This is a genomic window from Myxococcus sp. XM-1-1-1, assembly GCF_020037095.1.
Classification (GTDB): Bacteria; Myxococcota; Myxococcia; order Myxococcales; family Myxococcaceae; genus Myxococcus; species Myxococcus fulvus.
Genome location: NZ_JAIQDH010000002.1, coordinates 806,693 through 828,626 on the forward strand (window position 1 = coordinate 806,693; position 21,934 = coordinate 828,626).

18 protein-coding genes are annotated in these 21,934 nt (G+C 69.6%); 9 read left to right on the plus strand and 9 right to left on the minus strand.

The features are described from left to right. Positions 1 to 96 precede the first annotated feature (96 nt). Entirely contained in the window at positions 97 to 477 is a 381-nt protein-coding gene (locus K8640_RS07265) for a peptide chain release factor-like protein (protein WP_223746398.1), read from the minus strand. A gap of 257 nt (positions 478 to 734) precedes the next feature. Between K8640_RS07265 and K8640_RS07270 the strand changes: the two genes are divergently transcribed. Beyond that, positions 735 to 1,283 carry a YceI family protein gene (locus tag K8640_RS07270; protein WP_223746399.1) on the plus strand — a complete coding sequence of 183 codons (549 nt, stop codon included), beginning with the start codon at positions 735 to 737 and terminating at the stop codon, positions 1,281 to 1,283. A gap of 161 nt (positions 1,284 to 1,444) precedes the next feature. Further along, entirely contained in the window at positions 1,445 to 2,140 is a 696-nt protein-coding gene (locus K8640_RS07275; protein ID WP_223746400.1) for a pirin family protein, read from the plus strand. Positions 2,141 to 2,237: 97 nt separating this feature from the next. Here the strand turns inward: K8640_RS07275 and K8640_RS07280 are convergent, their stop codons facing one another. Next, positions 2,238 to 2,942: a hypothetical protein gene (locus K8640_RS07280; RefSeq protein WP_223746401.1), complete on the minus strand. Its 705-nt coding sequence runs from the start codon at positions 2,940 to 2,942 to the stop codon at positions 2,238 to 2,240. Between the two features lie 252 nt (positions 2,943 to 3,194). Here K8640_RS07280 and K8640_RS07285 point away from each other — a divergent pair, with 252 nt between their 5' ends. Continuing rightward, the gene (locus K8640_RS07285) at positions 3,195 to 4,436 is read left to right on the plus strand and encodes a VWA domain-containing protein (protein WP_223746402.1); all 1,242 of its coding nucleotides are present in this window, start codon (positions 3,195 to 3,197) and stop codon (positions 4,434 to 4,436) included. 211 nt (positions 4,437 to 4,647) lie between these two features. On the opposite strand, the gene K8640_RS07290 is transcribed toward K8640_RS07285, so the two are convergent. The 4 genes from K8640_RS07290 to K8640_RS07305 form a co-directional block, all read right to left on the minus strand. After that, on the minus strand, positions 4,648 to 6,303 hold the full coding sequence (locus K8640_RS07290; protein ID WP_223746403.1) for a hypothetical protein: 1,656 nt from the start codon (positions 6,301 to 6,303) through the stop codon (positions 4,648 to 4,650). Continuing rightward, positions 6,300 to 7,118, minus strand: a complete 819-nt coding sequence (locus K8640_RS07295; protein WP_141325908.1) for an ABC transporter ATP-binding protein — start codon at positions 7,116 to 7,118, stop codon at positions 6,300 to 6,302. The genes K8640_RS07290 and K8640_RS07295 overlap by 4 nt, the downstream gene beginning before the upstream one ends. A 63-nt stretch (positions 7,119 to 7,181) precedes the next feature. Continuing rightward, positions 7,182 to 7,559 (minus strand): response regulator, encoded by a 378-nt coding sequence (locus K8640_RS07300; RefSeq protein WP_046711476.1) that lies wholly within the window; start codon positions 7,557 to 7,559, stop codon positions 7,182 to 7,184. Positions 7,560 to 7,706: 147 nt separating this feature from the next. Next, positions 7,707 to 7,952, minus strand: coding sequence for a hypothetical protein (locus K8640_RS07305; protein ID WP_141325909.1), 246 nt, complete (start codon positions 7,950 to 7,952; stop codon positions 7,707 to 7,709). Between the two features lie 285 nt (positions 7,953 to 8,237). Between K8640_RS07305 and K8640_RS07310 the strand changes: the two genes are divergently transcribed. Then, positions 8,238 to 8,516 carry a hypothetical protein gene (locus K8640_RS07310; protein ID WP_046711478.1) on the plus strand — a complete coding sequence of 93 codons (279 nt, stop codon included), beginning with the start codon at positions 8,238 to 8,240 and terminating at the stop codon, positions 8,514 to 8,516. A 112-nt stretch (positions 8,517 to 8,628) separates the two neighbouring features. On the opposite strand, the gene K8640_RS07315 is transcribed toward K8640_RS07310, so the two are convergent. From K8640_RS07315 to ggt, 3 genes are all read right to left on the minus strand, one after another. Further along, positions 8,629 to 10,524 carry a M3 family metallopeptidase gene (locus K8640_RS07315; RefSeq protein ID WP_370640323.1) on the minus strand — a complete coding sequence of 632 codons (1,896 nt, stop codon included), beginning with the start codon at positions 10,522 to 10,524 and terminating at the stop codon, positions 8,629 to 8,631. A gap of 319 nt (positions 10,525 to 10,843) precedes the next feature. After that, positions 10,844 to 11,626, minus strand: coding sequence for a TatD family hydrolase (locus K8640_RS07320; RefSeq protein WP_223746405.1), 783 nt, complete (start codon positions 11,624 to 11,626; stop codon positions 10,844 to 10,846). Between the two features lie 4 nt (positions 11,627 to 11,630). Further along, positions 11,631 to 13,427: a gamma-glutamyltransferase gene (ggt, locus tag K8640_RS07325; RefSeq protein ID WP_223746406.1), complete on the minus strand. Its 1,797-nt coding sequence runs from the start codon at positions 13,425 to 13,427 to the stop codon at positions 11,631 to 11,633. 458 nt (positions 13,428 to 13,885) lie between these two features. Here ggt and glmU point away from each other — a divergent pair, with 458 nt between their 5' ends. The 5 genes from glmU to K8640_RS07350 all read left to right on the plus strand — a co-directional run bounded on the left by glmU (position 13,886) and on the right by K8640_RS07350 (position 21,834). Next, positions 13,886 to 15,295, plus strand: coding sequence for a bifunctional UDP-N-acetylglucosamine diphosphorylase/glucosamine-1-phosphate N-acetyltransferase GlmU (gene glmU, locus K8640_RS07330; RefSeq protein WP_223746480.1), 1,410 nt, complete (start codon positions 13,886 to 13,888; stop codon positions 15,293 to 15,295). Between the two features lie 109 nt (positions 15,296 to 15,404). Then, complete coding sequence (glmS, locus tag K8640_RS07335) at positions 15,405 to 17,240, plus strand: glutamine--fructose-6-phosphate transaminase (isomerizing) (protein ID WP_223746407.1); 1,836 nt, start codon at positions 15,405 to 15,407, stop codon at positions 17,238 to 17,240. Positions 17,241 to 17,413: 173 nt separating this feature from the next. Continuing rightward, positions 17,414 to 18,241, plus strand: a complete 828-nt coding sequence (locus K8640_RS07340; protein WP_223746408.1) for a hypothetical protein — start codon at positions 17,414 to 17,416, stop codon at positions 18,239 to 18,241. A 112-nt stretch (positions 18,242 to 18,353) separates the two neighbouring features. Further along, positions 18,354 to 19,442, plus strand: coding sequence for a recombinase RecA (gene recA / locus K8640_RS07345; protein WP_141325914.1), 1,089 nt, complete (start codon positions 18,354 to 18,356; stop codon positions 19,440 to 19,442). A 229-nt stretch (positions 19,443 to 19,671) separates the two neighbouring features. After that, complete coding sequence (locus K8640_RS07350; protein ID WP_223746409.1) at positions 19,672 to 21,834, plus strand: alkaline phosphatase; 2,163 nt, start codon at positions 19,672 to 19,674, stop codon at positions 21,832 to 21,834. Positions 21,835 to 21,934 lie beyond the last annotated feature (100 nt).

Below are 21,934 nucleotides of genomic sequence, written 5' to 3' on the forward strand. Positions count from 1 at the left end.
ACTTCTCTTCAGCCCCGAATGCTCGGGGGACGAACGGCTATGAAAACTTTGCGACTCCGCAACGGCTTGCGTAGCCAGGCGCCCGGGAATCCCGAGCTACCAGTCGCCCTTGCCGCGCAGGGACTTCTTCTCCGACGTGCGCTTCTTTCCTTCGAGTCTGCGTCGCTTCGCACCGGCGGAGGGGCGCGTGGGCCGGCGCACCTTGGGGACGATGGTGAGCGCCTTCAGGCCCTCGCGCAGTCGCTCCAGGGCCACGCCCTTGTTCTGCGTCTGGCTGCGCCGCTCGGTGGCGGAGACGGACAGCTCGGTGGCCGCGTGCGTGAGGCGCACGCCGCTGGCGGTGGTGTTGCGGTGCTGCCCGCCGGGACCGGAGGCGATGAAGTAATCCACCTCGCACGTCTTCAGCAGGGCCTCGTCGTCGAGCGCGAGGGCCTCTCGCGCGGCTTGTCGGCGGGTGGGTGAGGTCGTGGTGGTCATGGCGTCTCTCGAAAGGTAGCCCTCGACGCCGGTGTCTTGCACCGACTGACTCGGCGCCCTCGCGCTCCCGCTCCCACCCGGCCTGCCTCCGTCCTCCAGGCGGCCGGGCAGGCTCTCGGGGTGAGAGGGTGGTTGTATCAATTTGAGATGATTTGTGCCGACTCAAGCTTGGGTCTGAAGTAATTCCAATGGGTTACATGTTGGCCTGACGGTTGCTCTATGGGTGGTCAGACGCGGTAACCCAAGGAGACACGGACATGGCCCTCAAGACCTGGCAGTTGGACGCGGCGCACACGACGGTCGGCTTCATGGTTCGCCACATGGTGGTGGCGAAGGTGCACGGCCGGTTCACGAAGTTCGAGGGGAAGGTGGTGGTGAACGGGGACGACCTGTCGCAGGGCTCGGCGGAGGTGAAGATTGAAGCGGCGAGCATCGACACGGGCGTGGAGCAGCGTGACAACCACCTGCGCTCGCCGGACTTCTTCGACGCGGCGGCGTTCCCCAAGCTCATCTTCCGCAGCAAGCGCGTGCAGGACGCGGGCAAGGGGCACTACCGCGTGGTGGGCGACCTGACGATTCGCGACGTCACGCGCGAGGTGACGCTGGACACGGAGTTCCTGGGCAAGGTGAAGGACCCGTGGGGCAACGAGCGACTGGCCTTCCAGGCGAGCACCAGCATCGAGCGCAAGGAGTTCGGGCTCTCGTGGAACCAGGCGCTGGAGGCAGGCGGGCTCCTGGTGGGTGAGCGTGTCGATATCACCCTGGACGTGCAGGCGGTGGCGGTGGCGGCGGAGCAGGCGGCGTGAAGTGGCATGCGGCGGGGCGCCCGCTGTCCCGCAGGTCCGTGACGGGCGGGCTGTTGGTCGGAGCCTCGGGCCTGGTGGGTGGCGGGCTCCTGTCGCGCCCCGCAACGCGGGGCGAGGTTGATGCATCTGAGTTGCAACTCGAAGGGAAAGGGAGGCAGGCGATGATCTACGTCCGGAATGCAGAGGAGAGGGGCCATGCCAACCACGGCTGGCTGGACACGCATCACACGTTCTCGTTCGCGGACTACTACGACGCGGACTTCATGGGGTTCCGCACGTTGAGGGTCATCAACGAGGACACCGTGGCGCCGCAGCGCGGGTTCGGCATGCACCCGCACCGGGACATGGAGATCATCACCTACGTGCTGGGCGGGAAGGTGGAGCACCGCGACAGCATGGGCACCCAGGCGGTCATCCAGCCGGGTGAGGTGCAGCGGATGAGCGCGGGGACGGGCGTGGTGCACAGCGAGATGAACAACTTCTCGGAGCCGCTGCACATGCTGCAGATCTGGATCCTCCCGAACGAGAAGGGCCTGAAGCCGGGCTACGAGCAGAAGGCGTTCGACGTGAAGGAGCGTCAGGGGCGCTTCCGGGTGGTGGCGTCGCCGGATGGGCGGGAGGGCTCGCTGACGGTGCACCAGGACCTGCTGCTGCACGGCACGCTGCTCGGCAAGGGCGAGTCCGCCGAGTACACGCTCTCGCCGGGGCGTCACGCCTGGGTGCAGGTGGCGCGGGGCTCGGGCACGCTGAACGGGGTGAAGGTGAAGGCGGGTGACGGCGTGGCGGTGTCGTCCGAGGACAAGCTGGTGCTCACCGCCGACACGCCGGTGGAGGCGCTGCTGTTCGACATGGCCTGAGCGCGCGAGCGCCGGGCGTTCGCGAGTCGCACCCGGGCCGGGTGGCGAGGACCTGGATGAAGGTCCCTGCTCCCCGGCCCTCGTGCGTCCTGGGACTTCAGCGCATGTCGAGCGTGAGGCTGGTCCTGGCCGTGCGCCCGTCCTCGGCGGTGGCGACCACGGTGACGGCCACGGGGATGCGGGCGACGCTCGTCGTGGTGGCGATGAGGATGTTGGCGGACGCCTGGTCACCGGGGACGACGACAGGCTGGGCGGTGATGCGCCGCGAGTCGGACTCCAGGGTGAGCGTCAGCGGGCCGGTGAAGCCCTCGGCGCGCGTGAGCTGCACGGGCGTGAGCTCTGACTGTCCGACGAACAGGGTGAGCTGCCGCTGCGCGAGGGCGATGGAGAAGTCGGGCTGGCTGGTGGTGGCCGGGAGGACCACGACGTAGAGCTCGGCGCCGGAGACCAGGTCCTTGCCGGAGTCGTTCGCCAGGAGCAGCGTGCGCTGGGCGCCGGTGACGGCGATGTCCTGCGCGACGCTGACGGTGACCATCTGGGTGGTGATGCCCTCGCCCTCGGGGACGATGATTTCGGGCGTCATGGTGATGCCCTCGGGCGCGGACTCCATGTTCACGCGGAGCTCACCGGGCTGGTCGCCCACGCGGTTGAGCGTCACCTCGAACTGGGTGGACTGGCCGGGCTCGAGGCTCACGGCCCAGGGCATGGTGAACTGGAGCCGGTAGTAGGGCGAGTTGCTGTTGCACGAGGCGACGAGCAGACAGCCGAGGAGGAAGAGGCTTCGGCGGAGGACGGGCATCATGGGCGTGGTTCTCCCGGGAACGGCTCAGCATGAAACCGCCGCCCCCGTGGAGCAAGCCGCCTGGATGGACAGCGTGCGCGGAGCGACATCGGCGGCGTGAAGGAAGCAGGACATCCCAACGTCCGGGATTCAGGGGCATTCCTCGGCGAAATGTGGGGGGCGTAGACCTTTGGACGGGCTGGTCCGTTCATGGAGGGGAACGCGCGCGCAGCCACCCCTTTTTCCACGCAGACCCTTCCTCCGGAGTTCGCCATGGACCTTTCGTCCCTGTCGCGGGCCGTGCTGTCGGCCGCGCTCGCCCTCACCCTGTCCTCCACCCCCGCGCTGGCCGAGTCGCTGCCGAGGGCCGCGGTCACCACGCCTGCCCTGCCGCAGGGCGACGTGGCGCCCAAGGTCCAGGACGTCGTGGCGCCCAAGGTCCCCGACAAGGTCGAGGTGAATGCGGCCCGGCCCGAAATCGAGGTGGTGTTCGTGCTGGATACGACGGGCTCGATGAGCGGCCTGTTGGAGGGGGCCAAGCAGAAGATCTACTCCATCGCCTCGCGCATCGCGCAGGGTCGGCCCACGCCGCACCTGAAGGTCGGCCTGGTGGCGTACCGGGACGTCGGCGATGACTACGTGACGAAGCGCTTCGACCTGAGCGACGACCTGGACACGGTGTTCGCGAACCTGCGTCGCTTCCAGGCGGGCGGTGGAGGAGACACGCCCGAGCACGTGGGGCGCGGGTTGGGTGAGGCGGTGTCGAAGCTGTCGTGGAGCCAGGACCGCACGGTGATGAAGGCCATCTTCCTGGTGGGGGACGCGCCTCCCGCGGCGCGCAACGACGACTGGGACTTCAATCACTGGGCGCAGCGGGCGCGCGACAAGCACATCGTGGTGAACACGGTGCGGTGCGGCCTGGATGCCGAGACGCAGAAGTCGTGGAAGTTCGTGGCGAAGCTGACGGACGGCACCTACGACTCCATCGACCAGTCCGGCGGCATGGTGGCGGTGACCACGCCCTATGACGCGGAGCTGGCGAAGGTGAATTCGGAGCTGGCCTCCAAGACGCTCTACACCGGCAAGGCGGCGGTCCAGGCGAAGAACAAGGAGCGGGCCAAGGCGATGGCGGAGCTGGCGCCGGAGGCCGCGTCGGAGCGCATCAGCTACATGCGCAAGACGGCGGACAAGGGCTCGTCCGGCGCCGCCGCTCCGAGCAGCGCGCCCGTCGCGGTGGATGGCGCGGTGGACTTGGTGGTCGCGCCGGGGGCACTCGCTCGGGTGAGTGCCGACGAGCTGCCCGATGAACTCAAGGGCCTGGATGACAAGGCGCGCGCGGCGAAGGTGAAGCAGCTGGGCGAGGAGAAGAAGGTGCTGGAGGCGAAGGCCTCCAAGCTGGCCGCGGAGCGCGAGGCGTGGCTCGCGAAGAACCGCTCCGAGAAGGAGGACGCCTTCGACGCCAACGTGATGAAGGGCGTCAAGGCGCAGGCCGCGCGGCACGGCGTGACGTACTGAGGTCGCTGGGCGGCCGGAGCGGGGGGCTCCGGCGCCAGAGGCGCATGCGTGTCGGCGCGGCGTGGCGACGCTACTTGATGTGGTGCCGCACGAGACGGGCTGCCCCTCGCAAGGCCGATGCTTGCGACGCCGCCCGGTGCGATGCGTCCGGAAAAGGACCCGCTCCTTGCGTGGAGTCTGCTCGCGTCGCGGGGCTCGTCGGCGCGACGAGCTACTCGCGCGTCACCGCCTGGAGGATGGCCTCGCGCCGCCGGTCCAAGAGGCGCAGCGCCAGCGGGAGCGAGGCCCGGTAGATGGCCAGGTAGAGCCCCGCGCACAGCGCGATCATCATCGCGGACTGCCAGGTGGGCCCGTCCTTGCCGGCGAGCTTCAGCGTCCAGCCGAAGGGCATGCACCCGATGCTGGCCGCGATGATGCCGAGCATCGACGCCGTCAGGGGCACCTTGTCGCGCCGCTTGAGGTTCGCGTGGAACTTCACCGGGAAGTACAGCGACAGGAAGTTGCCCGCGGCCAGCAGGATGGGGAGCACGCCCACCACCGCGGCGAGCGCGCACGAGATGTCCACCCACGTGCCGAAGCCGAAGTACACCCGGTAGAACAGCGCCACCAGCACCGCCATCCCGAGCGCGGCCGCCGCCTGCACCCGGTTCTTCGCGTGCAGCACCTCCGCCAGGTTCAGCGGCGCCGCGAGGAACGCCGCGAAGCCCTGCCCGTCATAGGCGAATGTGTTCTGCGAGAACGTGGACGCAATCACCACCGCGCCATAGATGCACAAGCCGCCCATCAACCACGTGTCCGCGGAAGCCCCCAGCAGGAACACGAACAGGTCCCGCCCGGACAGCAGCTTCAGCAGGATGGCCAGGATGAAGGGCACCGACGCGAGCAGCCTCGCGCGCGGGTTTCTCCACAGGTCCAGCGCCTCGCGCGTCACCAGCGTGGAGAAGCGCGTGCGCGTGCGCGCGAACGGGTTCCCATCCTGCGAGTCCTTCGACTGCGGCCCCGCGCGCCCCGCCTGCCGGTGGAAGCGCATGAGCAGCGCGTACGCCACGCCCATGCCCAGCGCGGCGAAGAACAACAGGCCCACCGCCTCCGCCATCGCCACGCGCGGGCGGAACCATGCGAGCTGCCCCAGCCCGTCCCCGAAGAAGCCTGGCGGCACGCGGCCCAGCGCCACCGCCGCGTTGATGATGAGGCTCATGTCCAGCGCGTCCACGCCCTCGGTGCCCACCGCCGTCAGCCACGACGTGTCGATGGGCGGGATGAACGACGCGGCCACCAGGAAGGCCAGCAGGCCGCCGCCCATGATCTCCGCGCTGCGCTTCTCGCGCAGCACGTTGATGACGGCGTACAGCGCCACCCGGCTCCACGCGGCGCACAGGAGCGCGAACAAGACGTACAGCACCACCGCGAGCCACGGCGCCCACAGCCGGTTGACCGACGCGAAGCCCAGCGCCGCGCCGGTGAGCGGCGCGTAGAACACCAGCGCGCGCGGCTCGAAGAGGCTGGCCACCGTGGAGGCGATGAGCAGCCGGAATGGCGAGATGGGGAAGGCCGCGTACCGGCTCAGCTCCGAGTGGTCATCCACGCCCGCGGACAACAGCGGCCACGTCACCCAGACGGAGAAGGTGACGAAGCACAGCAGGTTGAGGATGAAGTACGGCCACACGTCGCTCCGGGCCACCGGGCCCAGCCGCATCAGCCCGAAGAAGAACAGGCCGAAGAACACACCCGGCGCGCTGGACGCGAGGAACGCGCCCACCGCCAGGAGCCGGCTCTTGCCCGGCCCCTGGTTCAGCCCGATGTCGAAGCGCAGCCCCCACAACAACAAGAGGTGCCGGAAGAAGCCCGGGACGGCGGGGCGGCTCATGCCGGCTCCCGCAGCGCGACGACGGGCGCGGGCGCCTCACCGTAGAAGGACAGGCGCGCGTTGCGCGAGGCCGGCACCGCGATGAGCTTCTCGAACACCGCCTCCAACGAGGGACAGTCGTAGCGTCCGAGCAGCGACGACACCGTCCCCTGGTCCAGCATCCGCCCGCCCTGGATGATGCCCGCGTGCGTGGCCAGCCGCTCCGCGATCTCCAGCACGTGTGTGGTGAGCAGCAGCGTCACCCCGCGACGCGACAGCTCGCGCAACAGCTCCCGGATGACGCCCGCGGCCAGCACGTCGATGCCCTCGAAGGGCTCGTCGAGCAGCACCAGCTCCGGCGCGTGGATCAACGCCGCGGCGATGGCGAGCCTGCGCCGCATGCCCTTGGAGTACTCGGCGACGAGCGCGCCCGCCTTGTACGTCAGCTCCGTCAGCTCCAGCAGCTCCGCCGCGCGCGAGGCCGCCTCGTCGCCGTCCAGGCCATACATGCGCGCGCAGAACGTCAGGTACTGCCGGCCGGTGAGCCGCTCGAAGAGGCTCAGCTCCTCGGGCACCACGCCCACCCGGCGCTTGACCTCCATGGGCTTGTGCACCGCGTCCACGCCCAGCATGCGGATGCTGCCCGCGTCGGGGCCATACACGCCCGTCAGGAGCGCGATACTGGTGGACTTGCCCGCGCCGTTGGGGCCCAGGTACGCGTAGAAGGCCCCCTTCGGAATCTGGAGGTCCAGGCCGTTGAGCGCGGTGAAGGAACCGAAGCGCTTGACGAGTCCGCGCGCGTCGACGGCCAGTTCATCGGAAGAGGAGGGCGTCATGAAGTGGCGCCATCTCACCCGAGCCGGCACCCCGCCGACAACCCCACCCGGGGCCCGGAGGCGTCAGTGCACGAACGTCATCTCCGGCATGCCGACGATCTGCTGCACCGTCTGCCGGACCTTGTCCAGGTCCACCGGCTTGGAGATGTAGCCGGCGGCGCCCACCAGCTCCGCCTCCCACTCGAAGCCGTAGCCCGAGATGATGATGATGGGCAGCCCGCGCGCACGCGGCATCTTCTTCAGCGCGTCGAGCAACCCCCAGCCGCTCATCACCGGCATTCGCAGGTCGAGCAGCACGGCGGCGGGCATGTCGCCCTCGAGATGATCCAACGCCTCCCGGCCATTGGCGGCCTGGGCGGTTTGGTAACCCATCTCCTCGAGGGCATCGCAGATGAGCGTGCGGTGACTCGCGTCGTCATCGACGACCAGGATGTGGGACATGGCAGGGCCTCAGAGGGGAGCTGCGGCGTCTCTAACCGCGGGATTCTATGGGCCGCAAGATGGGAACGGCTGCGGGATTCCGGAAGGGGGCACGCGACTTTTCAACAGCCAACCACCCTCGGGATACAGCCATCCTCGGGACCCGCGTCACTCGTGCGTCTTCTTCGTCACGTCCGCGTCGCCGGGCGCCTGGGCGGTGTCCGTGCGGCGCAGGTACGTGTTGTGCGCGTAGCCCTGGCGAGACAGTCGCTGGGACTCGATGGCGTCCGCGACCTTGGTGCACACCTGGCTCAAGAGCCTCAAGGACTCCGCCAACAACTTCTCGGCGTGGTCCTGGGCATCGGCGTTCTTGATGGTGGTTCGCTCCTTGCGGAACAGCCCTGGCAACCTCATTCCTCCAAATCTAGGAGACCCCGACGCCCCGCGCCACCGCCCCCACGGGGCCCGGGCGCCGCGCGGGCCTCCAGACCGGGCGCCGCCAGGCCCCTTAACCGGATTGATGGCCCAGCAAATTTACATTTTTGAGCAGTCACCGCGGACCTCGCTCGCCCGCACCCCCTGACTGTCGCGTAACCCACGGATATCAAAGGCGCTTAACGAATTTTCAAGAGGGGGGATGACAGGAAGTTAATTGATCCCTACATTGCCCACGTCGCATTGGACGCAAAGGAGCTGCGCATGGCTTACGACGGCGAGCTGGTGAAGATGCAGAACGGTCGCTGGGCGCGGTTCCAGCGGTGCCAGGTGTACCGCCCGGGCGTGGCGGACGCGGGTGAGACCATGTTGCTCATCGCGGTGGAGCTGGAGGAGCGCTACCAGCTCCTGCTCGACGGGGCGGCGGACTCGCTGGCCCAGTACCGCTACCAGGGCGTGCCCGTGCAGGTCCGGTTGGATCCGGAGGCGCAGGCCATCACCCTCCAGCCCGAAGTGGCTCCGTCCGCACCCGCGGTGCACTGACTCCCACGCTCCTCGTGAGCGCGGCGGAGCCGGTTTGACGGATTCACAACACAAGGGGCCTCGCGATTCACATCGCGGGGCCCTTTGAATTTACAGCCGCCGGCGTGACGCGTCAGCGGCCCTCCAGCCAACGCGAGTAGGCCCCGAAGTCGTAGCCCCGTCCCAGGAAGTCGCGCACCAGGTCCGCGGCGTCCTCGGAGCCCCCGGGCGCCAGCACCTTGTCGCGGTATCTCCGGGCCGTCTCCACGTCCATCAGCCCGTGCGCCTCGAACGGGGTGAGCAGGTCGCGGGCGATGACGAGCGACCAGAGGTACGTGTAGTAGAGCGCCGAGTAGTCCCCGTCGAGCTGGGTGAAGGCCAGGTGGGCGTAGGTGCCGTCCACGGCGCGGAAGGGCAGGTAGCGCTCCTGGAGCGCCAGCACGCGCGCGGTGGAGTCGCGGCCGGCGGGGTCTCCGTCGTGCAGGTGCAGGCTGACGGCGGCGTAGAAGAGCTGCTGGCGCACCCACAGCCCCTTGCCGAACGAGTCCGCGCGGCGCATCCGCGTGATGAGGTCCTCGGGCAGCGGCGCGTCCGTGTCCACGTGCCGGGCGAAGCGCTGCAGGGTCTCCACGCTCCACGCCCACTCCTCCAGCACCTGGGCGGGCGCCTCCACGAAGTCCACCTCCGTGCGCGTGCCGGACAGCCCCGCCCAGCGCGTGCGGCCGCCCAGGAGGTGGTGCAGCAGGTGGCCGAACTCGTGGAAGAAGGTGCGCACCTCGGAGTGCTGCAGGAGCGCCGGGCGCGCGCCGGGGCGGGGGAAGTTGCACGTGAGCACGCCCTCGGGCAGCGCCTTGCCCGCGCGGCCCACGGCCAGGTCCCACTGCGCCGCGTGGGTGTACTTGCCCGGGCGCGGGTGCATGTCCAGGTAGAAGCGGCCCAGGCGCACGGGGCCCTCGAGGACGTCGTAGACCTCCACGTCCGGGTGCCACACGGGCGCGTCGACCACGCGCCGGTAGGTGAGCCCGAAGAGGCGCGCGGTGAGGTCCAGCACGCCCTCCTTCACGCGCGTGTACTCGAAGTAGGGCCGCAGCTCGCGCGAGTCGAAGCGGAAGCGCTCGGCGCGCACCCGGTCCTCCAGGAAGGCCTGCTCCCAGGGCTCCACGCGCGTGGCCTCGGGCTCGTCGCGGCGCTTCCTCTCGAGCAGCGCGTCGTACTCCTCGCGCACGCGCCCGGTGACGGTGGTGGAGAGTGACTCGATGAAGTCCGCCGCCACGTCCTGGCGCTTCACCATCTTGTCCTCGGCCGCGTACGCCGCCCACGTCGGGTAGCCCAAAAGCGTCGCCAGCGCGTGGCGCGCCTGGAGCATGCGCGCGAGCGTCACCAGGTTGCGCGGGTGGCCCCGGCGCCGGCCCAGCCGCCACAGCGCCTCGCGCGTGGCCGTGTCGCGCGCGTACGTCATGAAGGGGCCCAGGTCCGACGTGTCCGTGCGCAGCCGCACCCGCCCGTCCGGGCCCGGCGGGTGCGCGCGCACGTAGTCCTCCGGCAGGCCCGCGAGCGCCGAGGGCGCCACGTCCAGGTGCCGCACGTCCTCGTGGATGTGCCGGCTGAACTCCTGGCCCAGCAGGATGAGCTCCTCCTGCAGCTGCCGCACGCGCTCGCGCGTCGTCTCGTCGCGGTCCACCCCCGCGCGCTTGAAGCCACGCAGCACCCGCGCCATCCAGTGCCGCGTCACCGCGTCCTGGCCCGCGAGCGTCAGCCCCGACAGCACGTCGTAGACGCGCCGGTCCAGCGCGATGTCCGTGCGCACCCGCTCCACCGCCTGCTCACACCGCTCGGCGGCGGCGCGGAAGGCCGCGTCCGGATGCACGTTGGCGCCGATGCCCGAGCGCCCCACGACGTCGTCCAGCAGCGCCATCGCGTCGTCGTACGTGGTGAGCACCTCCACCTCGGGCGCCGCTCGCGTGGACGGCGCCGTCAGCTTCGCCACCGCCGCGCGCGCCGTCTGGATGTCGCGCCGACACGCCTCCATGAACCGCGAGGGGCTCACGGCCAGCAGTCGCCCCGCGTCCGGCACCAGCAGCGCGCCTCGTGCGTCGCCCGCGCGGACAGGGCCCTGCCGGGACGGGCCCGTACAGCCCGCCAGCAGCAGCGTGACGACGATGACGAACCTGAAACGCAAAGGCCCTCCCGAACCGGCAAGTGTGGAAGCGGAGCGCGCCACCTGGGGGCTAACCCGTACCCGCTTTCGCAAAGAGGACGGATGGGAGTCCAGTTTGTTGCAAAATTTCAGTGAAAGCGGAGTCGTGCGGGCCACCCCGCGTGGGGCCTGAGGCGCCGCCGAGGGCCGCTCAGGGGGTGATTTGGAAGAAGCGGGCGGCGTTGTCGCGGGTGACGCGGCGCACGAGGCGCTCGGACAGGCGGGCCTTGGACAGGAGGTTGGTGACGCGGGCCAGGCCCAGGATGTCGCCCGCGCCGTCGCCGGCGTCGGAGTTGAGCACCAGCCGCTCGCTGCCGAGCCTGCGCACGAGGATGACGGCGCGCTCGGCGACGAGCGCCTCCGGGTGCAGCGTCAGCCCGGCCCAGTGGCCCACCTCCAGGATGGTGCGCACGGTGCGCGCGCTGGCGTGGTCCACCAGCACGCGCGAGGGCAGCACGCCGGACTGGCGCAGCAGCGTGAGGATGCGGCGCGTGTGTCGCTCCTTGTCGGCCAGAGGCGTGTGCACCACGACGCGCAGCTTGAGGCGGCGCGCCAGGGCGAGCTGCTCGAGGAAGGCCTCCTCCTCCTCCTCGCCGCCGGCGTGCAGCCCCGTCTCGCCGAGCGCCACGACGCGGCCGCCCTGGAAGTAGTCGGGCAGCGTGGAGAGGACCTCCGACAGCCCGCGCCGGGGGATGCAGCGCGGGTGGACGCCCAGCGCGGCGTACGCGCGGATGCCCAGCTTCTCCAGCCGGGGGAGCTGTCGCTCGACGATGTCGTCGAAGTGGCGCAGCAGCGCCTTGGACGTGGGCTCTGGGAAGTGGTGCGCGACGACGAGCGCCCGCTCCACCCCGAAGAAGCGCATCGACTCCAGGTCCTGGTCGCTCAGGCTCTCGGGGTGCAGGTGCGCGTCGAAGATGGGGAGGGGCTCGGCCACGGCGTCAATCCTGTCCCAGGGAGACACCTTCGTTGCGAGGGTCGCTCGCGGCGAAGCGCAGCCCCGTCTTGGGGTCGACGAAGACGGCCTCCGCGTCGCCCCACTGCTCCACGCGGCGCACCTTGTGGCCCTTGGCCTCCAGCGCCGACAGCGTGGCGGGCTCCAGCCCCCAGCGGTCCACCCACAGCTCGTCCGGCAGGTACTGGTGATGGACGCGGCCCTCGTTCACCGCGCGCACCACGTCCATGCCGCCGTCCACCACGTTGCTGATGACCTGGATGACGGTGGTGGGGATGGTGGAGCCCCCGGGGCTTCCCACCGCGAGCATCACCTTCTTCGGGTCCTCCCTGGAGAACACCAGCGTGGGGGACATGGAGGACTGGGGCACCTTGCCGGGGTGTACGGCGTTGGGCTCGCCCGTGACGAGGCCGTACGCGTTGGGCACGCCGGGCTGCGCGGCGAAGTCGTCCATCTCGTCGTTGAGCAGCACGCCGGTGCCCTTGGCCACCACGCACGAGCCGAAGCTGTAGTTCACCGTGGTGGTGAGCGCCACCGCGTTGCCCTGCTTGTCGACGATGGAGATGTGCGTGGTGTTCTTGCGCTCCGGCTCCGGCGTCAGCGTGGCGGGCTTGTCCGTCAGCGTGGAGCCCTGCTGCGTGCCCGCCGCCTGCGGCAGCAGCGCCAGGCTGGAGGTGGCCTTCTTCGGGTCGATGGAGCCCGCCAGGTCCGCGATGTGTCCCTTGGAGATGAGCCGCTGGGTGGGCACGTCCGCGAAGTCCGGGTCGCCCAGGTACCTGGCCCGGTCCACGTACGCGCGCCGCAGCGCCTCCACGTACAGGTGCACGCTGTCCGGCTCCCTCCAGGTGAAGCCCTGGGGCCTGAGCTGCTCCATGGCGCCCAGCACCTGGAGCACCGCCACTCCGCCCGCGCTCGGCGGCGGCATGGTGAGGATGCGGTGGCCGCGGTAGCTGCCCTCCAGCGCCTGACGCTCGCGCGTCTTGTACGACGACAGGTCCTCCAGCGTGACGATGCCGCCGCCCGCCTTCACCGTGTCGACGATGCCCTTGGCCACGCTGCCCGCGTAGAAGCCCCTGGCGCCGCTCTTCGACACCGCCGTCAGCGTGCGCGCCAGGTCCGGCTGGCGCACCAGGTGGCCCACCGGGGGGATGATGGCCTCGCCCTGCTCGTTCTTGGTCAGGAAGATGCGGCGGGCCTCCGGGTCCTTGCGCAGGCACTCCAGCCGGCCTTCCGCCAGCGCGCGGTAGCGGGGCGTCACCCACAGGCCCTTCTTCGCCGCCTCGATGGCCGGCGCCAGCACCACGGCGCGCGGCAGGGTGCCGTGCTTCTCCAAAAGCTCCAGGTAGCCCGCCACCGCGCCCGGCACCGCGACGCTCAAGACGCCGTCGGTGGACAGCCCCGGCACCACCTTGCCGTCCTTGACGAACATGTCGCGCGTGGCCGCCTTGGGCGCCACCTCGCGGAAGTCCAGCACCCGGGTGGTGCCCGTCCTCGCGTCGTGCACCAGCGCGAAGCCGCCGCCGCCCACGCCCGAGTGGTAGGGCCCCACGACGGCCGCCACGAAGGCCGCCGCCACCGCCGCGTCCACCGCGTTGCCGCCGCGCTCGAGCATCTTCAGCGCCGCCTCGCTCGCGGGCGGGTACGCCGTGGCCACCGCGCCACCCCGGTACGGTCGCGCCGCCTGGGCCACGCCCGCCACCAGCATCAGCACCACCAGCGCCGCCGCCTCCAGCACCTTCGCGCGCGTGCGCGGGGCCTGCTTCTCGAAGCTCGTGTCGTTCACGGAATCCACCCCTCCTCGGGGCGCAATCAATACCTTGTGGCTGGCATTCGTCGCAGGGGATGTGTTACCCGGCGGACACTCACCCACACCTTGGGGCCGGGACTCGGGGGCGCCTGAGCGACTACACCTCTCCCGGTATGCACGAACTGTCCGCACCGGACCATGATTTCAACTCGGCAACATTTTTCCTCTTGGATTGTTCCTCCAGAGGGAGCATCCTTCCCCCATCATGAGCCGCGAGTGGGGGAGCACATGAGCGCACCGGTCATCCCAGACAAACAGCCCCGACCCGGGTCTGTTCCGCCCTCCGGCCGGGTCACCCTCTTCCTCAAGCCCAGCTTTGGAATCACGGTGAAGAGCAACGCGCTGTGTGTCGCCGTGCAGGCAAAGCCCCGACCCGACAACACCTCGGAGACTTCGGAGCTTCGCCCGGTTGACGACTCGAATCCCGGTCCCTAATCCTCCGCCGCATGACAGCTCTGTCGGCGGTGGTGCTGTGTGCGGGCAAGGGCACGCGGATGAAGTCGAAGAAGGCCAAGGTCCTTCACGCCATCCTCGGAAAGCCCCTGTGCGCGTATCCCCTCAAGCGAGCGCTCGAGCTCGGTGCCACGTCGGTGGTGCCAGTGGTGGGCCATCAAGCGGAGAGCGTGGAGAAGGAGGTCCGCGCCCTGTTCCCCCAAGCGCCCCTCACCTTCGCGCTCCAGCGTGAGCAGCGGGGTACGGCGGACGCGGTGCGCTCCGCGGAGGAGGCCCTGAAGGGGTTCTCCGGGCGCGTGCTCATCCTCTACGGGGACGTGCCGTTGCTGCGCAAGGAGACCCTGGCGTCGCTGTTGGCCGCGCATGACGCGGCGGGCGGCGTGCTGGCGATGGTGACGACGGTGCTCGAGGACCCCACCGGCTACGGGCGCGTCCTGCGCGAGGGCGGCCGGGTGACGCGGGTGGTGGAGCAGAAGGACGCCAGCCCCGAGCAGCGCGCGGTGAAGGAGTGCAACGCGGGCATCTACTCCGTCGACGCGGCCTTCCTCTGGAAGGCGCTGGCCGATATCAAGCCGAACAACGCGCAGGGCGAGTACTACCTCACGGACCTGGTGGAGCTGGCCGCGAGGCAGGGCCCGGTGGGCACCGTCGTGGCGGACGCCACCGAGACGGCGGGGGTGAATGACAAGGTGGAGCTGGCGGCGCGGGCCAAGGTGCTCCAGCGGCGCATCAACGACGCGCACATGCGCGCGGGCGTCACGCTGCACGACCCGGACACCACCTTCATCGAGGAGGACGTGGTGGTGGGCTCGGACTCCGAGGTGGGCCCGGGTGTGTCGCTGACCGCGGGCAGCGTCATCGGCGAGGGCGTGGTGATTGGCCCCGGCTGCGTGGTGAGCGCCTCCACGGTGGCGGACGGCTCCGTGCTCAAGCCCTACTCCGTGCTGGAGGAGGCGAAGGTGGGAGTGCGGAACGTCATCGGCCCGTTCGCCCGCCTGCGCCCGGGGACGGAGCTGGCAGAGGACGTGCATCTGGGCAACTTCGTGGAGACGAAGAAGGCGCAGATCGGCAAGGGCAGCAAGGCCAACCACCTGACTTATCTGGGGGACGCCCGGATTGGCGCGGGCTGCAACATCGGCGCGGGCACCATCACCTGTAATTATGACGGGGTGAACAAGAGCCTGACGGAGCTGGGCGACGGGGTCTTCATCGGCTCCGACACGCAGCTGGTGGCGCCCGTGAAGGTGGGCGACGGGGCCTATGTCGGGGCGGGCACCACGGTGACGAAAAACGTGCCTCCTGGGAGCCTCGCTGTGTCACGTGCGCCACAGGTGACGAAGGAAGGTTGGGTGGCCGCGAAGAAGGCGCGTCGCGCGGCCAAGGGTGGTTGAGCCAGGGCGTGGCTCTTGCTTGGGGAGCGGCCGGACTGCCGCTCCCGGAGATGTACGGGTATCCCTCGGTTTGCTCCGGCGGGCGTGGGCGTGAGAGAGAGGTCAGAACATGTGCGGGATTGTTGGTTACGTCGGTGACAAGGAATCGGCTCCCATCCTCGTTTCCGGGCTGAAGAAGCTCGAGTACCGGGGGTATGACTCGGCGGGCGTGGCGGTGGTGAACCGCAACGAGCTGAACGTGGTGCGCGCCACGGGCAAGCTGCGCAACCTGGAGAACCGCGTGGTGGCGGACCAGCCGAAGGGGAACATCGGCATCGGTCACACGCGCTGGGCCACGCACGGGCGTCCCTCGGACGAGAACGCGCACCCCCACACGTACAAGAACGTCGCGGTGGTGCACAACGGCATCATCGAGAACCACCTGGCGCTCAAGGAGCAGCTGCGCGCCAGGGGCCATGTCTTCTCCTCGGAGACGGACACGGAGGTCTTCGCCCACCTCATCTCGGAGGAGCTGGAGAAGGGCAAGGACCTGCCGGACGCGGTGCGCGGCGCGATTGAGCAGGTGAAGGGCACGTACGCGCTGGCGGTGGTGAGCGCGACGGACCCCAACCGCATCGTCGCGACGAAGAACGCGTCGCCCATGGTGCTGGGCCTGAGCGAGGGGCAGAACTTCATCGCCAGCGACGTGCCCGCGGTGCTCGAGCACACGCGCGACATCGTCTACATGGAGGAGGGTGACCTGGCCATCGTCACCGCTTCCAAGGTGGACATCTTCAACCGCCAGGGTCAGCCGGTGAACCGCGCCACCCGCCGCATCGACTGGACGCCGATGATGGCGGAGAAGGGCGGCCACAAGCACTTCATGCACAAGGAGATCTGGGAGCAGCCCCGCGCCGTCGCGGACACGCTGCGCGGCCGGATGCTCCTGTCCGAGGGCGACGTCCACTTCGAGGGCTGGAACCTGACGCCCGAGAAGGTGCGCTCGCTCACGAAGATCACGATTCTCGCGTGCGGCACGTCGTGGCACTCGGGCGTGGCCGGCAAGCACATGATTGAGACGCTGGCGCGGCTGCCGGTCGAGGTGGAGCTGGCGAGCGAGTTCCGCTACCGCGACCCCATCGTCGAGGGCACGCACCTGGCCATCGCCATCAGCCAGTCGGGTGAGACGGCGGACACGCTGGCGGCGTTCAAGGAGGCCAAGGCGCGCGGGGCCACGGCGATGGCCATCTGCAACGTCATCGGCAGCGCGATGACGCGCGAGGCGGAGTTCTCCGTCCTGACGAACGCGGGCCCGGAGATTGGCGTCGCGTCCACCAAGGCGTTCACCACGCAGCTGGTGGCGCTCTACCTGCTGGCGGTGAAGCTGGGCCGCATGCGTGGGACGTTGTCGGTGCAGGCGGCGCAGGAGCACCTGACGCACCTGACCGAGATCCCGAAGATGATCGAGGACGTGCTCAAGTGCGAGCCGGCCGTGAAGCGCGTGGCGCGTGAGTTCATGAACGCGCAGGACTTCCTCTTCCTCGGCCGTGGCCCCATGCACCCGGTGGCGCTCGAGGGCGCGCTGAAGCTGAAGGAGATTTCGTACATCCACGCGGAGGGCTACGCGGGTGGCGAGATGAAGCACGGCCCCATCGCCCTCATCGACGAGAAGATGCCGGTGGTGGTCATCGCGCCGAAGCAGCCGCACGTGGCCTACGAGAAGATCATCGGCAACGTGGAGGAGGTCCGCGCGCGCGGCGGCAAGGTCATCGCCGTCATCGACGAGGACGACAAGCAGGTGGACGGCCTGGCGGACCACGTCATCCGGATTCCGGCGGCGTGCGCGCTGCTGGCGCCGGTGGTGGCCACGATTCCGCTGCAGCTCCTCGCGTACCACGTGGCGGAGATGCGCGGGAACGACGTGGACCAGCCGCGCAACCTGGCCAAGAGCGTGACGGTGGAGTAGCCGTCGCTCGCGCCTCCTGATGCACGCGGAGCCCGGGTTCCCCTGATGGGGGCCCGGGCTCCTGTCATCCCGGGGCTCGGGCCTCCCCGGTGGGCCGGCATGCTGTCGCCCGGAGGAAGTCGCGGGCGCCTCGCGCTTTGATGCCCACCCGCTTGCGTGGATACAGTCACCGGGTGTCGGACGCCACGCGCACCCAGCCTCCCCTGCACCAGACCGAGCAGGAGCCCGGCGAGGAGCGTCTGGGGGACCTGGCGCCCTGGACGCCCACTGGCGCCGAGGCCGGGACCCAGGGCCTGACGGACCTCTCCTCCTGGGCCGCGCCCGCCCCGGCGCACCTGGTCCGGCCCACGCCTCCGGTGGAGCTGCCCCTGCCCGTCCTCGTCCGGGTGGAGCAGGCCGTGGCCGCGCCCGAGGCAGAGCGCCCCGAGGCCGCCTCGCGGCTCAATGAAGTCCTCGCCCAGCTCGCCCAGGGCGGCGGGGAGCGTCAGGTGGCGGACACCCTGCACCGGCTGCTCGACAGCGGCCGGCTGGAGGGACTGGTGGACGCCCGGGGGCGCTCGTGCCGCGCCGTGGCCGTGGAGGCGCTCCTGTCCCTGGGCTTCCCCTACGCCCTGGAGGTCCAGCCCGAGGACCTCAAGCACCTGCGCGCCAACCACGCCTCGCGCCCCCAGGGCCGCCCCGGCGCGCTCGACTTCGGCCCGGAGGTCCCCGCCCTGGTGCTGGGCGGCGGCCTCTTCGCCCAGATGGTGGAGGAGTTCCTGCGTCCCGGCGTGGTCGAGGGCACGGTGACCTTGCAGGTGGGCCTGTGCGTGCTGGCCATGCTGGCCTTGTGGCTTGCCCCGCCCCGGACTCCCGTGTACCGCCTGGGCCTGGGATTGCTGGCCCTCGTGTCGGGCTACGGGCTGCTGCTGGCCCTCGGCTCGGCGGGGCATGCCGGGGGGCTGTGGGCAGGTGTGGCAGGCGCGGTGGCCGTCCTCCTGGCTGCCCTCCGCGAGAGCTGACCGGCAGGATTCAACACGGATGTCAGAGGGGTGGACTAGGGTCTACCCATCGCGTACTAAAAGCGCGTTCAGGTGAGCCGGGGTGGCTCGCCAATACAAGGAGCCAAGAGAAATGGCCGTGAATCAGGAGAAGGAAAAGGCGATCGAGCTGGCGATGTCCGCGGTGGAGCGCCAGTTCGGTAAGGGGTCCATCATGCGGCTCGGCAACGACGAGCCGCTGATGCGGGACGTGCAGGCCATTTCGACGGGCTCGATTTCGCTGGATATCGCCCTGGGCGTGGGCGGCGTGCCCAAGGGCCGCATCATCGAGATCTTCGGACCGGAGTCCTCCGGCAAGACGACGCTGTGTCTGCACATCGTCGCCGAGGCGCAGAAGCGCGGCGGCATCTGCGGCTACGTGGACGCCGAGCACGCGCTGGACGTGGGCTACGCGCGCAAGCTGGGCGTGCGCACCGACGACCTGCTCCTGAGCCAGCCGGACACCGGTGAGCAGGCGCTGGAAATCGCGGAGATGCTGGTGCGCTCGGGCGCCATCGACGTGCTGGTGGTGGACTCGGTGGCCGCGCTCGTTCCCAAGGCGGAGCTCGAGGGCGAGATGGGCGACGCGCACATGGGTGTGCAGGCCCGTCTGATGAGCCAGGCCTTGCGCAAGCTCACGGGCACCATTGCCAAGAGCCAGACGTGCGTCATCTTCATCAACCAGATCCGCATGAAGATCGGCGTCATGTTCGGCAACCCCGAGACGACCACGGGCGGCAACGCGCTGAAGTTCTACGCGTCGCAGCGCCTGGACATCCGCCGCATCGGCGCCATCAAGAATGGCGAGAACGTGGTGGGCAGCCGCACCCGCGTGAAGGTGGTGAAGAACAAGGTGGCGCCTCCGTTCAAGGAGGTCGAGTTCGACATCATGTACGGCACGGGCATCTCCCGTGAAGGCGACCTCATCGACCTGGCCTCCAACGACAACATCGTGGAGAAGAGCGGCAGCTGGTTCTCGTTCAACGGCGAGCGCATCGGTCAGGGCCGGGAGAACGCGAAGGACTACCTGCGGGAGCACCCGGAGGTGGCGCGCGACATCGAGACCCGCGTGCTGGAGAAGTACGGCATCGCGAAGGGCGCGCCCCTCTCCGCGGCCCCCGCAGAGGAGGCCCCCGCCGAGGGTGCCAGCGAGAAGCGTCAGCGCGTGAAGGCCGTGAAGTAACGCCTTCCCTCGCGGAACTTCGACAGACGGGGTCGTCCTCCTTCGTGGGGGCGGCCCCGTCGTCGTTGCCGGCCCCACGCATGCGGGGCGCACGGGTGGCCCCGGGCGCCGAGTGCTGACACGACGCGTTGTGTCCGGCGTGTGGCGGGGATGTTGCCGGAGTGATGGACGAGGGCCGTAGACTCCCGGGCGTTTCGTTTCGCTAGCGCTTGCCCCTGGGAGTGTCACCTTGTTCGACCGTCTGAATCGTCGCAGCTTCCTTCAGGCCGTGGTCGCCGTCGCGGCGAGTACCTCATTCGGGTGCTCGGATGATGACGACACGAAGAAGCCCACCGCCGATGCGAAGTACTTCCCGCAGTCGGTCTGCTCGGGAGACCCGAGGCCGGACAGCGTCATCCTGTGGGTGCGCGCGTGGGACCCGGACAACGCGGGCGCGGACGCGCCGGTGCGGCTGGAGGTGTCCACCCGCGCGGAGTTCAGCGACTTCGTGTTCCGGGGCGACTTCACGGCGCTGGCGGCGAACGACCACGCGCTCAAGGTCAAGGTGACGAAGCTGTCAGCGCGCACCACGTACTACTACCGCTTCGTGCTGACGAAGAACGGGACGGAGTACACGACGGCGACGGGCCGGACCCGCACGGCGCCGGCGGCCGGGGCGGACGTGGCGGTGAAGTTCGCCTTCGCCAGCTGCCAGGACTACATCGGCCGTTACTACAACGCGTGGCAGCGGCTGCTGGAGCTGGACGAGGACCTGGACTTCATCGTGTTCCTCGGCGACTACATCTACGAGACGACGGGGGACAAGTCGTTCCAGTCGGGCAACACCGAGCGGCGCGTGGTGTTCAGCGAGCCGGACAAGGCGCTGCAGCTGGGCTCGGGTGAGTCGACGTATTACGCGGCCAACGCGCTGTCGAACTACCGCGACCTCTACAAGACGCTGCGCACCGACAAGCTCATCCAGCAGGTGCACGAGCGCTACCCGTTCATCATCATCTGGGACGACCACGAGTTCTCCGACGACAGCTGGGGCTCCAACGCGACGTACCTGGACGGGCGCGCGGCGGAGAACCAGATTGAGCGCAAGCGCAACTCGGAGCGCGCCTTCTTCGAGTACATCCCGCTGGACAACACGGCCTCGGCGGAGGGCGCCATCGACGTGGCGAGCGCGCCGGTGTTCCCGAACACGCGCGTCTACCGGGACTTCGACTTCGGCAAGCACCTGAAGCTGGCGGTGTCCGACTACCGCACCTACCGCCCGGACCACCTCATCCCCGAGGACGCGTACCCGGGCAAGGTGGCGGTGGAGGCGTCGGTGCTGGGGTTGGCGCTGCCGACGCTGCCGGCGCCGGTGCAGGCGCTGCTCCAGTCGGAGACGTTCGCGTACACGAGCCTGGACCTGCCGGAGCACGCGACGCAGAAGGCGGTGCTCCAGGGCGCGTACGTGCAGCAGGCGGTGGCGGCGGGCCTCACCCAGGACGCGGCCACGGTGAAGGCCCAGACGTGGGTGTCCGGGAACGTGTCGCTCTTCTACGCCAACCAGGTGCTGACGGCGGTGAACGCGGCGCGCGAGGCTGCGGGGCAGCCCGCGATTCCGCTGCTCTCCACGGCGGGCACGCTGCGAGGGCTCGCGTACGTGCACCTGGGCAAGGGCTCGCTCTTCAACATCCAGGGCTCGCGCTACATCGTGGTGAAGCCCATCTACGACTTGTTCTCCGCCCTGCGCTACGCCACCTCGGCCGGGCTGAGCGAGGACGCGCTGGGCGCGACGCAGCAGGCGTGGCTGCAGAACCAGCTGAAGGCGGCGAACACCTGGAAGATTGTCGTCAGCTCCGTGTCGATGACGTCCATGGTGTTCGACCTGTCGGCGAAGACGGACATCCCGGACCCGACGCTGCGCCAGGTCTTCTACTTCAACGCGGACCAGTGGGACGGCTTCCCCGCGAAGAAGAAGGAGCTGCTGGAGTTCATCGCGCAGAACCAGGTGAAGAACGCGATGTTCATCTCCGGCGACATCCACGCGTCGTTCGCGTCCGTGGAGGGCGGCGTGCCCGCGCTGACGGCGCCCGCGATCACCTCCGGCTCCATCAAGGAGCTGGCGGGGCTGGCCGTCATCGGCGCGGGCTACGGCCCGGGCAGCGCCGTCTACAAGTACGTCGTCACGGAGCTCAACGAGTCGCTGGCCGCGGGCAACCCCGGCATGCGCTACGTGAACGGTGACGCGCATGGCTTCGTGGTGCTGGAGGTGAAGGGCGACGAGGCCCTGGCCGCCTTCCACCTCATCCCCAGCACCGAGGTGACGAAGGACTACTCGGTGCGCGGCGCCGCGGAGCTGCAGGCGCAGTTCACCCGCGTGGACTTCCGCGTGCAGAACGGGGCGATCACGAAGCTCTGAGCCCACGGGCACCGAAGCGCTCCCACGCTCACCCGTGGGAGGACGAGGGCCGCGCCGGAAGCCCAGGGCTTCTTCCGGTGGCGGCCCTTGCCGCTTTGGT